A 13,274-nucleotide genomic window follows, 5' to 3' on the forward strand; every position below is an offset into this window, starting at 1 on the left:
GATCATGTCAGGGACCTCCCCCTCCCGGTGGGCCGCCGGGCATGCCGCGTGATGCGGTCTGCTCGTTCGCCTCGCCGGTCACGACACGCTCGCCCTCGTCGAGGCCGGACTTGATCTCGACAATGGTGCGATCGTTGAGGCCGGTCTTGACCTCGCGCTCGCTGATGTCACCCGACGCGGCGAGCGTGCGCACCGTGCTGCGGCCGTCGGACTTTCGCATCACCGCGAGCGCCGGGATCACCTTCACGCGCTTGGCCTCGCCGGTGACGATGTGCACCTCCGCGGTCATGTAGGTTCGCAGCGAGAGCTCCTTGTTCGGCACGTTGAAGACGCCGATGTAGTAGATCGCCGTGCTGGTCGAGCTCGACGAGGTCGAGCTGGTGGTGGTCGAGGAGAAGCTGGCGTCGTTCTTGATCGATTCGGGCGCCGGCTCGATCTGCTCGAGCCGGGCCTCGTAGCGATGGTCCTGGTCGCCGAGGATGGTGAAGTAGAGCGATTGCCCCGGCCTGACCTTGACGATATCGGCCTCGGAGATCTCCGCCCGCACCGTCATCGTCGCGAGCTGGCCGAGCACGACGATGGTCGGCGCGGACTGCACCGCGTTGACCGTCTGTCCTTCCTGCACCACGGTGGCGAGGACCGTGCCGTCGATCGGAGCGGTGATGCGGGTGTATTCGAGGTTCACGCGTGACGTCTCGACGCTGGCTTCCGCCCCCACGATCAGGGCTTCCAGGGCGGCGATCTGGGCGCGGGTCTGCCGCACGGTCGAATCCGCGCTGTCGAAGTCGCTGCGCGACGTCGCGCGTTGCGCCAGGGTCGCCTGCTGGCGCGCGAGATTGGCCTCGGCCAGCACCAGCGCGGCCTCCTTCTCGACCTTCTGCGCCCGGTAGTTCTTCAGCGAGGCTTCGGAGCTGCGCAGATCGTTCTGCCTGGTGACGGGATCGATCTGGGCGATGACGTCGCCGGCCTTGACCGTGTCGCCGACGCGGACGTTGAGGGCGGTGATCCGGCCTGACACCTGCGCGCCGACCGCGGTCAGCCGCGCCGGCTTCAGCGTGCCGCTGGCGAGCACCTCCTCGCGCAAATCGCTGACGGTGACCGGCGCCGTGATGTAGGACTGCGCCTTGCTCGACGTCCCCGGAAAGCGCGTGGCCGCGACCACGCCGGTTGCCACGACGGCAACAATCGCTGCGGCGATCTTCAGGCGTCTGGCGGTGATGATCCCGGTCACTTCTGCGCCTCCCGGAAGTGAGGTCCGGTGTTGGTGTCCACGATGATCGGCGTCGAAACGTCGACCGGATCGGACCAGCCGCCGCCGAGCGCCTTTGCCAGCGCGATGTAATCCTTGGCCGCCGACACCTTGCTCTGGATCAGCGAATCCTCGGCCGAATAAAGCGAGCGTTCGGCGTCCAGCACGTCGATGAAGCTGGCGCTGCCGGTCTCGAACAGCGATCGCGACAGCCGTGCGGCTTCGCGGTAGTTCCTGGCCGCCTCCGTCAGCTTGGTGGCGCGCACGCGTTCGCGCGACAACGAGACCAGGGCATTCTCGACGTCCTCGAGCGCGGTGAGCAGGGTCGAATGGAACGTGGCGAAGGCCTGGTCGCGTTGCGCCTCCGCAATCCTGACCGTGGCCAGGCGCTTGCCCGCGTCGAACACCGGTACGGTGATCGAAGGTCCGACCGACCAGCTGACGCTGGAATATTTGGCGAGATCGCCGGCCCGCAGCGCAGAGGTGCCGACCGAGCCGGTCAACGACACCGCCGGATAGCGGTCGGCCTCGGCGGCGCCGATCTTGGCGGTCGCCTGCGCCAGCTTGCGCTCGGCACTGGCAATATCGGGACGGCTCATGAGGAGATCGGCGGGCAGTCCGGTGGGGAGCGGCATGCGTGGTGCCGGCACGGGTGCGGACCGCGCCATCAACGAGGCGACGCCGCCGGGCGGCCGCCCGAGCAGGATTCCGAGCCGGTGAATGTCGGCCGCAAGCGCCGCCTGATAGGTTGGAACGTTGGCTTCCGTGCTCGCGGCCTGCGCGGTGGCCTTGGCGAGATCGACGGCGTTGCCGCTGCCGGCGTCGTATTTGCTGCGGGTGAGCTTTTCGGTGTCGCGCTGCGAGACCGCGGTCCGCTGCGCCAGCGCGATCCGGGCCTGATAGCCGCGCGCCTCGACGTAATAGGCGGCGACGTCGCCGATCAGCGTGACGAGGCTGTCGCGCAGATCCTCCTCGGCGGATTGAGCACCATGCGCCGCGGCCTCGATGCTCCGCTGCGTGCCGCCGAACAGGTCGAGCTCCCAGCTCGAATCGAAGCTTGCCTGGTGAAGTGAGTAGGGCGCACTGTCGACGAGGACGGACGAGGAGCCGGCGCTGGTCTTGTTGCTGGTCACCGAGGCCGCGCCGCTCACGGACGGAAACAGGCCTGCCGCCGTCTGTTGCAGCGTGGCGCGCGCCTCGCGCACGACCGCTTTTGCCTTCGCGACATCAGGGTTGGCTTCGACGGCTTCCTCGATCAGCCGGCTGAGCAGGCGATCGCGCAAGCGCAGCCACCAGCGGTCGAGCTTACCGGCGTCCCGATGCGGGGCGGTGTTGGTGCTCCAGTGCGAGGGCAAGGCGAGCTTGGGCGGGCCGGCATAATCCGGGCCGACCGCGCAGCCGGCCAGGGCGCTGCCCAGCATCAGCGCAACGCAGGCTGCTCCGGCGCGCGACATGGGGCAGCGCAACGGGGCGGGCTTCGGACGATGCGTCTCCTTGGCGGTTGGCAGGGGACTTGCGGCGAACGAGTACGACGGCATCAAATCGGCTGAAATCCATTGACCTCGGCTCGGAGGGAGCTCATGGCCCTCAGGGGGCAGGACGAGGCAGCCGCCACTAGCCGGCCGATCGTGGCCTTTCGGCAGCCGGAATGTTGCTGAATGTAAACAGGTATTGCAGGACGTCTCGGCGCGACCGAAGCGCTGATGTCCCGTAGCCCCGTAGCCCGATGGAGCGAACGCGTCATCCGGGGCTGCTCGCCCGGCATTTTGCACCGTCCCGGATGACGCTAGCGCTCCATCCGGGCTACGGGACCGTGCCTGTGTCGCCCTCTGTCAATCCATGCGCGCAAAAATATTCCACTTTACCGAAATTCGGTTTCGGCGTATGTGTTGCCCATCCCGGCTTGACCTTGAGGGGCGATCGCGCGTCGTCACGTTTCGCGAGCCGGGCTTGCGGTGGACGCGGCAGCGTCGGCACGAAAAGGTAGCGGGCAGGGCGGGTAGTCCCTGTGAGCCCGAAACCGCGTGCGGACGAGCGACGCTGAACGCGTACGGCAAAACCGTGTGGTCCTGGCCGTCGTTGCTACGGTCAAGTCCTGCGAAGGTGCGAGCGAGCCCAACCGGGTGGACTGCATCATCCAATTCGCGGGGCGAGGGAGGCCAGAGGGAACTCGGCTCCCGGGAGAGCACGGCATAAGCCGTCCAACCACCGCGCAGGGAAGGCCGAGTGTTCGGCACCACCTGTATGCTGCTGTGCGGTTCTTTCTGCGTGTGCATTTCGCGCAGCGGACCGCGGGTGCGAGCTGGCACCCGGCCTTCCCTGCGCCCTCTTGGATTGGAGGGTGGAGCGACGAAGCAAAGCTCGGGCGAATTGAGCCGCGAGGCTGCGAAGGCGTGTTTGCGATAGAAAGCGTGGTAAAACCCTATGACCGTCACCTGAGGTGCGCGCTCTGCTGCGCGCAGCGCTGCAGAGCAAGCCTCGAAGGGCGACGGCCCGGCTGTATCTCGGCCGTTCATCCTTCGAGGCTTCGCTTGCAACGCTGCGCATTGCAAGCTTCGCGCCTCAGGATGACGGGACCAACAGCACCATCATTGCGGCCGCAGCGACCTGTCCGCCGAAGCCTTGGCAAAGACGGAAGCAATCCAGAGTCCTTCCGCGGAGGGATTCTGGATTGCTTCGTCGCAAGAGCTCCTCGCAATGACGGCGGAGAAAGCGCGCGCCAAACTCCGCTCTCGTGCCCCGGACGCAGCGTGTCCGAGACACGAGTCCGCTCACCACGGGATCGGTATTCTCTGTGCATATCCGCCCAGGTCCGAATCCGGACTCAGTGGCTGCCGGTCGAGCGGCCGGTTGTTGTTGCTGCGTGCGAACGAGGCGCCGGGCGGCAAGGCATAGTCGGTGAACTTGCGCTCGACTGGGAGCACCTCGGTCCCGCCATCCAGCCAGGACCGTTTGCTCACATAGATGCGGGTGTGGGGACCGGACTGGTAGGACCGGTTGGGGCCGCGCGGTCCGTACTCATAGACGGTACCTTGCGCCGCCCGTTGTCGATCGCGCTTGTCGGTGGTCGCCGAATGCGCGCTCAGAGTCGAGAGGAGGAGGGCGAGCAGCACCGTTCTGGTCGTGACGAGCGCGTTCATCGGCAAATGCCTCATGATGTTATCTGACGTGGTCGCCTCTCGCATCGGCTCAAGAGCCTGTAAAGGATCCGAGCATTGCGCGATGTTGCCGAACGCCTGCCAGTGCGGGGGCGCGCGACGGCTGAGATGCCGGTCATTCGTTGCTGAAGAGGGCGCATGCGGTCCGGCATCGCGCCGCGGCGCGGCGGAGCGCCCCGCACGAAATTCAACGCGTAGAAACAATGCGGAAATCGCAAAGCCACACCGCGGCCACAGGGCTCCCGTCTTCAGGGCATGTGAAGTGCTGCTGAGGTGTGGAATGTCGTTTTTGCGGGCCTGGCTGATCGCCGTGGCGATGAGTGCTGTATCGATTGGAAGTTCGCTTCCGCTTGCACTGCTGCCGCAGCCGGCGGCCGCGCAGGCGGCGGAGACGATCGTCGTCGAAGGCAATCGCCGGGTGGAGGCCGAGACGGTCCGCTCCTACTTCAGGCCGGGCCCCGGCGGGCGCCTCGATCAATCCGCGATCGACGACGGGCTCAAGGCGCTCATCACGACGGGCCTGTTTCAGGATGTGAAGATCAACCAGGCGGGCGGCCGCATCGTGGTGTCGGTGGTGGAGAATGCCGTGATCGGCCGCATCGCCTTCGAGGGCAACAAGAAGATCAAGGACGAGCAGCTCTCGGCGGAAATCCAGTCCAAGCCGCGCGGGACCTTCTCGCGCGCGCTGGTGCAATCCGACACGCTGCGCATCGCCGAAATCTACCGGCGCTCCGGCCGCTACGACGTTCGCGTCACCCCTGAAATCATCGAGCAGCCGAACAACCGTGTCGATCTCGTCTTCACGGTCGAGGAGGGCGCCAAGACCTCGGTGAAGTCGGTCGAGTTCATCGGCAACAGCGCCTTCTCGGCTTCGCGCCTGCGCGACGTCATCAAGACGCATGAGAGCAATTTGCTCAGCTTCCTCGGCAGCAACGACATCTACGATCCCGACCGCGTCGAGGCCGATCGCGACCTGATCCGCCGCTTCTACCTCAAGAACGGCTTCGCCGACGTCCAGGTGGTCGCCGCGCTCACCGAATACGATCCGGAGAAGAAGGGCTTTCTGGTCACCTTCAAGATCGAGGAAGGTGCTCAATATCGCATCGGCTCCGTCGATTTCCGCTCCGGCATTCCCAATTTCGACGCGGGCTCGCTTCGCAGCTATTCGCGCGTCAGTGCCGGCTCGCTCTACAACGTCGAATTGGTCGAGAAGTCGACCGAAGAGATGCAGATCGAGGCCTCGCGCCGCGGCTATGCCTTTGCCGTGGTCCGGCCCGGCGGCGACCGCAATTTCGAGGCGCACACCGTCTCCGTCGTGTTCAACGTCGACGAAGGCCCCCGCACCTATATCGAGCGCATCAACCTGCGCGGCAACACCCGCACGCGCGACTACGTGATCCGCCGCGAATTCGATCTCTCCGAGGGCGATGCCTACAACCGCGCGCTGGTCGACCGCGCCGAACGGCGGCTGAAGAATCTCGACTACTTCAAGAGCGTCAAGATCGTCACCGAGCCCGGCTCCTCCAGCGACCGCGTGATCCTGATCGTCGACATGGAAGAGAAATCGACCGGGGACTTCTCGATCTCGGGCGGCTATTCCACCACCGACGGCGCGCTGGCGGAAGTGTCGATCTCCGAGCGCAACCTGCTCGGCCGCGGTCTCTACGGCAAGGCCTCGGTCAGCTACGGCCAATATTCACGCGGCATATCGCTGTCCTTCGTCGAGCCCTATCTGCTCGACTACCGGATGGCGCTGGGGTTCGACACTTATTGGAAGCAGCAGAAGTCGAACAGCTATACGAGCTACGGCGTGACCACGCTCGGCTTCTCCCCGCGCATCGGCCTCGCATTGCGGGAGGACGTCTCACTCCAGCTGCGCTATTCGCTCTATCAGCAGAGCATCTCGCTCGCCAGCGCCTACAACAACTGCAACAACAACGCGTCCAACGCTTCGCTCGCCTACAACCCGACGCCGGCCTACATCCAGAACGTCCTGGGCGGTGTGGACCCGACCAACTCCACGAGCTCGGGGGTCTATGGCTACGGCTGCTACGGCGATGGCGAGTCGAGCCTGCCGGTCCGAAAGGAGCTGGCGAACGGCGCGACCTGGACCTCGGCGCTCGGCTACACGCTGAACTACAACACGCTCGACAACACCAAGAACCCGACGGACGGATTGCTGGTCGACTTCCGGCAGGATTTCGCCGGGGTCGGCGGCGACGTCACCTATCTGAAGACCGCGATGGACGCCAAATACTACACGCCGCTCGTCTCCGAGATCGTCAGCGTGATCCATCTCCAGGGCGGCCTGCTCAGCAAGCTCGGCAATCAGGATCTGCGCATGCTGGATCATTTCCAGATGGGCTCGAACCTCGTGCGTGGCTTCGCCTCGAACGGCATCGGCCCGCGCGACGTCACCTATTGGAGCCTCGGCGCCAGCGGCGATGCGCTCGGCGGCACGAAATACTGGGGCGCGTCCGCGGAGCTGCAGATGCCGTTCTGGTTCCTGCCCAAGGAGGTCGGCCTGAAGGGCGCGGTCTATGCCGACGCCGGCTCGCTCTGGGGCTATCAGGGGCCGACCTCGTGGTCGGCCACGGGCGAAGTCAACACCAAGGCGTGCCCGACCTGCGGACTGCAATACGACGACGGCAACACGGTGCGATCGTCGGTCGGCGTCGGCCTGATCTGGGCTTCGCCGTTCGGGCCGCTGCGCTTCGACTATGCCGTGCCGATCACGAAGGGCAAATACGACGTCGTCCAGGAGTTCAGGTTCGGAGGAGGGACGTCGTTCTAGAGCATGATCCGGAAAAGTGTGGAGCGGTTTTCCGAAAGATCATGCTCAAAAAAATGGGCGTCAGCCCGCGAGGATCCGCCGACAGGCGTCGACATACACCTCCGCGCCGGTGACGATATCGGCGTCGGCGGTGTTCTCGGTCCAGTGATGGCTGATGCCGCCGATCGACGGCACGAACAGCATGGCGGCGGGCATGACGGTTGCCAGCATCTGCGCGTCGTGGCCGGCGCCGCTGGGCATGCGGATGGAACGTCCACCGGCCAGCGCCTTGCTCGCGGCTTCGATCGCATCCTGAAAGCCGGAATTCATCATGGCGGGCGCGCCGGTGCGGATTTTCTCAACGGTGACGGTGCAGGGACCCGTCGCGCTGACCTCGTCCGCCATGGTCCGCAGCAATTGCTCCAGTCGCGCAATGACGGCCGGATCGTCGTCGCGGATCTGGAACAGCATCTCGGCGCCGCCCGGAATGATGCTCGGCGCGCCCGGATCGAGCGTGATGCGCCCGGTGGTCCAGACCGTGCGCGGGCCACAGGTATCAGGAAAACGCTGGTCGATCGCAACGCAGAACTTGGCCAGCGCCAGCCCGGCATCCTTGCGCACCGCCATGCGGGTGGTGCCGGCATGGTTCTGCTCGCCGGCAAAATTGATCTGGTATTGCCAGATGCCGACGATGGACGTCACGACGCCGATCGCGAGCTTGCCGCTTTCGAGCGTGTCGCCCTGCTCGATATGCGCCTCCAGATAACCGACGTGGCGGCCCGGCTCGACGCCGACGCGTGGGTGTCCTGCGAGCCCCATCTCGGCGAGCGCATCGCGCATGGTGCGGCCGCTGGTGCGATCGCGCGCGGCGTCGATGTCGGCTTCGGTCACCTGGCCGACATAGGAGCGCGAGCCGAGGAAATGGCCGAAATGCCCTTCCTCGTCGCACCAGGCGGCGACTTCGACGGCGCCCTTCATGGCAGGATCGGCATTGAGCACGCGGGCCGCTTCGAGAGCGTAGACCACGCCGAGCGGGCCATCGAGCCATCCGGCGTAGTTCTGGCTCTCCAGATGCGAGCCGGCCAGAAGCTTGGGTCCGGATTTGGCGCTGGTGCCGAAGACGTTGCCGATGCCGTCGATCGCAGCGGTAAGACCGGCGCCGGGCAGCTTCTGCACCAGCCAGTCCAGCGAAAGCCTGTGCGGCTCGGAGAAGGTCGGCTTGTGAACGCCGGACTTGTAAGCGCCGATGGCACGGAGCGCATTGAGATCGGCGAGGACGCGCGCGCCGTCGGCGGAAGGACGATTGTCAGGCATGCTCGGTAACCTTCAGCGCCTCGGTGCGGATCTCCTCGACCAGCCGTTCCTTGAGCTGGACGAATTCCGGCGTGGTCTTGATCTTGTAGGAGCGCGGATGCGGCAGGTCCACATTGATCTCGGCCTTGATGCGGCCGGGGCGCGCGCTCATGACGATGACGCGGCTGCCGAGGAAGATGGCTTCCTCGATGTCGTGGGTCACGAACAGCACGGTCTTCTGGTCGCGCTCCCAGATCCCGAGCAGCATCTCCTGCATCAATGCGCGGGTCTGGTTGTCCAGCGCGCCGAACGGCTCGTCGAGCAGCAGGATTTTCGGATCGTTGGCGAGCGCGCGGGCGATTGCGGTACGCTGCTGCATGCCGCCGGAGAGTTGCTTGGGCCAATGGTTCTCGAAGCCGGACAAGCCGACCTGGCGGATGAAGGCGTCGGCGATTCCGTTGCGCTCCGCCTCGGATACGCCGCGCTCGCGCAGGCCGAAGGCGATGTTCTCGCGTACGGTGAGCCAGGGAAACAGCGTGTAGGACTGGAACACCATACCGCGATCGGCGCCGGGGCCGGTGACCTCCCGCCCGTCGAGCGTGACGCGTCCGCCGGTCGGACGGTCGAGACCGGCGACGATGCGCAGCAGCGTGGACTTGCCGCAGCCGGAGGGGCCGAGGATGGTGACGAAGTCGTTGTTGCCGATGACGAGATCGGTCGGCTCCAGCGCCCTGGTTGGCGCATTGCCGTGGCGGGCGGGGAAGGTGCGCGAGACCTGCTCGACCTTGAGGATCGTCATGCGAGCCTCCACGGAAACAGCCAGGCGTTGAACGCCTTGAACATGAAGTCCGAGAGCAGGCCGATCAGCCCGATCACGATGATGCCGAAGATGATCTGGCCGGTGTTGAGCAGCGCCTGGCTGTCGGTGATCATATGGCCGATGCCCGAGGACGAGCCGATCAGCTCGGCGACGATGACATAGGTCCACGCCCAGCCCAGCACCAGCCGCAGGATTTCCGCGATCTCAGGCGCGGAGGAGGGCAGCAGCACGCGGCGGATGATGCCGCGGTCGCGTGCCCCCAACGTATAGGCCGCCTCGACCAGATCGCGCCGCGTGGCGCCGACGGTCACGGCGACCATCAGGATGACCTGGAACACCGAGCCGATGAAGATGACGAGCAGCTTTTGCAATTCGCCGATGCCGGCCCACAGGATCAGGAGCGGGATGAAGGCGGAAGCGGGCAGGTAGCGCGCGAAGGAGACGAACGGTTCGAGGAAGGCTTCGACCGGCTTGTAGGCGCCCATGAGAACGCCGAGCGGCACTGCGATGATCGCCGCCAGCGCAAAGCCGCCGACGACGCGCCAGATCGTCATGCCGATGTCGAACACAAAACCCTGCTTGGCCAAGAGGTCATAGCCTTCCTGCACCATGGTCAGCGGGTTGGCGAGAAAGGTCTTCGACACATAGCCGCCGAAGGTCGCCCACGACCAGAGGGCAACGAACACCACGAAGAACGCAAGGCCGTAGGCCACGCGCTGCTTCGATGTAACAGGGTCCAGGGGACGCATCAAACTGTCTATCCGGGCGATGAAACGAGATTGCCGGCCCCGCCGCGAGACGGGGCCGGCGGCTCTTGAGACGTTACTTGATGAAGCTCGCGTCGAAGAGGTCCTCGACCTTCGGAGCGGCCTTGATGATGCCGATCTCGAGCAGAAGCTCGGCGGCTTCCTTGTTGAAGGTCAGGAAGTCGCCCGCGAAGAACTTCTGGTTGGCGGCCTTGTCCTGCCAGCGCAGATATTTCGCCGAATTGCCGAACTGCTCGCCGCTCTGCTTCACGTCCGCGCCCATGATCTCGTAGGCCTTGGCCTGGTCCTTGGCGATCATGTCGAGCGCCTCGAAATAGCTGTCGGCGAGCGCCTTGGCGGCCTTGGGATTCTCGGTCAGGAATTTCGGTGTGCAGCCGAAGGTGTCCATGACCATCGGATAGTCGAGCGTGGTGGCGATGATCTTGCCCTTGTCGGGGGCGGCGCGCACGGTCGACAGATAAGGCTCATAGGTCATCGCGGCATCGTTCTGGCCGGAGACGAAGGCTTGCGCGGCCGCTGCCGGCTCGAGGTTGACGACGGTGACGTCCTTCACCGTGAGGCCGTTCTTCTTGAGCATCCAGGCCAGCGCGAAATACGGCGAGGTGCCGGGCGCGGAGGCGGCGACGGTCTTGCCCTTGAGGTCCTTGATCGCGGCGACGTCGTGGCGCACGGCCATGCCGTCGGCGCCAAAACTCTTGTCGAGCTGGAAGATCTGCTTGGTCGCAACGCCGTTGGCGTTCCAGGAGATCCAGGTTTCGACCGTGGTCGCCGCGCACTGGATGTCGCCGGACGCGATCGCAAGGTGGCGGTCCTTCTGCGGGATCTTCTTGATCGAAACGTCGAGGCCGTTCTTCTTGAAGATGCCGGCTTCCTTCGCCAGCGTCAGCGGCGCGAAGCCGGTCCATCCGGAGATGCCGATTCCGACCTTGACGTCGTCGGCGAGCACGGGAGTGGCGGCCGAAAGAGCAATGATTGTCGCAAATATCGTCGAACTACGCATGATTGTCGTCCTCTTGTCGATCGATGGATTGACGTCCTCTTGATCACTGTCGGTCCCTATGGACCGTTGCCCGAAGCGTTGCACGATTTGTGCCGACATACCCTCTCAGCCTCCCTTGAATCGCGCGACAAGGCGGTGAGAGTCACCGGGATAGAGCAGGCGCACGGCGGTGATGGTGCGGGCGCTACGCCAGGTGTAGCGATCGATCACGAGGCAGGGCGCGCCGACGGCGATCGCGAGCGCATCCGCCGTGCGATCGTCGGCAACGATGGCGCTGATGGTGTGCTCGGCCTCCGTCCACGGGACATGGTGAAGAAGCCACGAGCCGGGCGGCTCGCGCGAGAAATCCGCGGTCGCGGCGTCAGGCACGGACGATAGGTCGATCAGACGGTCCTCGATGGCGAACGGCACCTTGTCGGCGCTGTGCCGGCAGGTGATCGCGACCACCTTGCCGGCCTTCCTCACGCCGAGACGGTCGCGGTCGGTCGCCGTTGCGGCGCGTAGCTTGCGATGGATCAGCTCGTAGCCGTAGCCGCGCCCCAGTGCGGTGATCTCGGCGCGGATGTCGGCGATCTTGAGCACGGCCGATTGATGTTGCGGCCGGCGCACGAAGGAGCCGGCGCGCCGCCGCCGCTCGATCAGATCGGCCTGCGCGAGCTCCGACAGCGCCTTGTTGACGGTCATGCGCGAGCAGCCGTAGCGCGCCACCAGCTCGTGCTCGAACGGGATGCGATGTCCCGGCGGCCATTCGCCGGTCAGGATGCGCGTCTCGATGTCGGCGCGGATGCGCTTGTAAAGCGTCGGCTTGTCGGCGGCATCCGTCGCAAGGCTCATGCGAGGAGCCTCCGCACCGTCGCGTTGAAGCGTTCGCGCGCGCCCTGACGCAATTTGTGCCGGCCGCCTTCGACGACCTTGTGACCGCCGGCCCAGACGCAATCGATCGTGCCACTGCTCGCGGCAAAGATCCAGCCGTCGATGGCTGCGTCGCCGGCGCGCCCCGCCAGCGAAGGATGCCCCGTGTCGAGCGTGACGATGTCGGCGCGAGCGCCCGCGGCGAGGCCGACTATCGGCTGCGCCAGCGCTTGCGCGCCACCCGCAAGTGCATGGTCGAATAAAGTGCGACCGGTGGAGCGGCCCGTCCCGCTGGAGAGCACGTTGCGCTCGCGATGCTTGAGCCGCTGGCCATATTCGAGCTGGCGCAATTCGTCGGTGACGCCGATGAGCACGTTGGAATCAGTGCCCACGCCGAACGCACCGCCAGCGGCAAGAAACTCGCGGGCCGGAAAGATGCCATCGCCGAGACTCGCTTCGGTGACAGGGCAGAGGCCCGCCACCGCGCCGGTCTTCGCGAATGCGCTGACTTCGTCATCCGTCATGTGCGTCGCGTGAATGAGGCACCAGCGCCGGTCGAGGGGCGCGTGCTCCAGCAGCCATTGCACCGGACGTCGTCCGGACCAGGCGAGGCAATCCTCGACTTCCTTCACTTGCTCGGCGGCATGGATATGCACGGGGCCGCCCTCGGCAAGCGGAATGATCGCCGCGAGCTCGTCCGGCGATACCGCGCGCAGGCTGTGCGGCGCGATGCCGATGTTGGCGTCGGGCAATGCGCTGATCGCCTTGCGCGACGCTGCCATCAATGCCGCAAACTGATCGACCGAGCAGATGAAGCGGCGCTGGCCGTCATGAGGCGCCGCGCCGCCGAAAGAGCCGTGCGCATAGAAGCTCGGCAGCAGCGTCAGGGCAATGCCGGAGGCTTCGGCGGCCTGCGCGATGCGCGCGGCCATCTCGGCGGGATCGGCAAAGTGCGAGCCGTCGCGATCATGATGCAGATAATGGAATTCGCCGACGCGGGCAAATCCCTGTTCGAGCATCTCGACATAGAGAAGTGTCGCGACGGCGGCGACGTCATCGGGCGTCATCGCGAGGGCGAAGCGATACATCGTCTCGCGCCAGGTCCAGAACGTGTCGGTGGAATTGCCGCGCAGTTCGGCGAGGCCCGCCATGCCGCGCTGGAAGGCGTGGCTGTGCAGGCTCGCAAGTCCCGGAAGCGCGATGGCGTGGCGTTCGTCGCCGGCGGCAGGCTGCACGCCCGGCGTCACCTCCGCGATCGCGCCGGCGGTGATCACCACATGCACGTCATTGGCCCAGCCCGAAGGCAGGAGCGCGGAGGCGAAATGCAGTCGGGACATGATTGACGACACGCCGGCTGGACAG

10 protein-coding genes are annotated in these 13,274 nt (G+C 65.7%); 1 reads left to right on the forward strand and 9 read right to left on the reverse strand.

The window, feature by feature from the left end:
• Positions 1–7 precede the first annotated feature (7 nt).
• The 3 genes from AABA84_RS10435 to AABA84_RS10445 form a co-directional block, all read right to left on the reverse strand.
• Complete coding sequence (locus AABA84_RS10435) at positions 8–1,231, reverse strand: efflux RND transporter periplasmic adaptor subunit (protein ID WP_338312008.1); 1,224 nt, start codon at positions 1,229–1,231, stop codon at positions 8–10.
• A complete protein-coding gene (locus tag AABA84_RS10440) occupies positions 1,228–2,703 on the reverse strand; it encodes an efflux transporter outer membrane subunit (protein WP_338312009.1) in 1,476 nt (491 codons plus the stop codon). The genes AABA84_RS10435 and AABA84_RS10440 overlap by 4 nt, the downstream gene beginning before the upstream one ends.
• Positions 2,704–4,020: 1,317 nt before the next feature.
• A complete protein-coding gene (locus AABA84_RS10445; RefSeq protein WP_338312010.1) occupies positions 4,021–4,389 on the reverse strand; it encodes a hypothetical protein in 369 nt (122 codons plus the stop codon).
• 298 nt (positions 4,390–4,687) lie between these two features.
• Between AABA84_RS10445 and bamA the strand changes: the two genes are divergently transcribed.
• Positions 4,688–7,201 carry an outer membrane protein assembly factor BamA gene (gene bamA, locus AABA84_RS10450; protein ID WP_338312011.1) on the forward strand — a complete coding sequence of 838 codons (2,514 nt, stop codon included), beginning with the start codon at positions 4,688–4,690 and terminating at the stop codon, positions 7,199–7,201.
• A gap of 60 nt (positions 7,202–7,261) precedes the next feature.
• Here the strand turns inward: bamA and AABA84_RS10455 are convergent, their stop codons facing one another.
• The 6 genes from AABA84_RS10455 to AABA84_RS10480 form a co-directional block, all read right to left on the reverse strand.
• A complete protein-coding gene (locus tag AABA84_RS10455) occupies positions 7,262–8,494 on the reverse strand; it encodes a Zn-dependent hydrolase (protein ID WP_338312012.1) in 1,233 nt (410 codons plus the stop codon).
• Positions 8,487–9,272 (reverse strand): ABC transporter ATP-binding protein, encoded by a 786-nt coding sequence (locus AABA84_RS10460; protein WP_338312013.1) that lies wholly within the window; start codon positions 9,270–9,272, stop codon positions 8,487–8,489. The genes AABA84_RS10455 and AABA84_RS10460 overlap by 8 nt, the downstream gene beginning before the upstream one ends.
• Complete coding sequence (locus tag AABA84_RS10465) at positions 9,269–10,042, reverse strand: ABC transporter permease (RefSeq protein ID WP_028142738.1); 774 nt, start codon at positions 10,040–10,042, stop codon at positions 9,269–9,271. Before AABA84_RS10465 ends, AABA84_RS10460 begins: the two co-directional genes overlap by 4 nt.
• 73 nt (positions 10,043–10,115) lie before the next feature.
• Positions 10,116–11,060, reverse strand: coding sequence for an ABC transporter substrate-binding protein (locus AABA84_RS10470; RefSeq protein WP_338312014.1), 945 nt, complete (start codon positions 11,058–11,060; stop codon positions 10,116–10,118).
• Between the two features lie 105 nt (positions 11,061–11,165).
• The gene (gene hutC, locus AABA84_RS10475; RefSeq protein ID WP_338312015.1) at positions 11,166–11,894 is read right to left on the reverse strand and encodes a histidine utilization repressor; all 729 of its coding nucleotides are present in this window, start codon (positions 11,892–11,894) and stop codon (positions 11,166–11,168) included.
• Positions 11,891–13,249, reverse strand: coding sequence for a formimidoylglutamate deiminase (locus AABA84_RS10480; RefSeq protein WP_338312193.1), 1,359 nt, complete (start codon positions 13,247–13,249; stop codon positions 11,891–11,893). The genes hutC and AABA84_RS10480 overlap by 4 nt, the downstream gene beginning before the upstream one ends.
• Positions 13,250–13,274: the final 25 nt, after the last annotated feature.

It is taken from the genome of Bradyrhizobium sp. TM239 (assembly GCF_036247985.1).
GTDB classification, from domain to species: Bacteria; Pseudomonadota; Alphaproteobacteria; order Rhizobiales; family Xanthobacteraceae; genus Bradyrhizobium; species Bradyrhizobium ottawaense.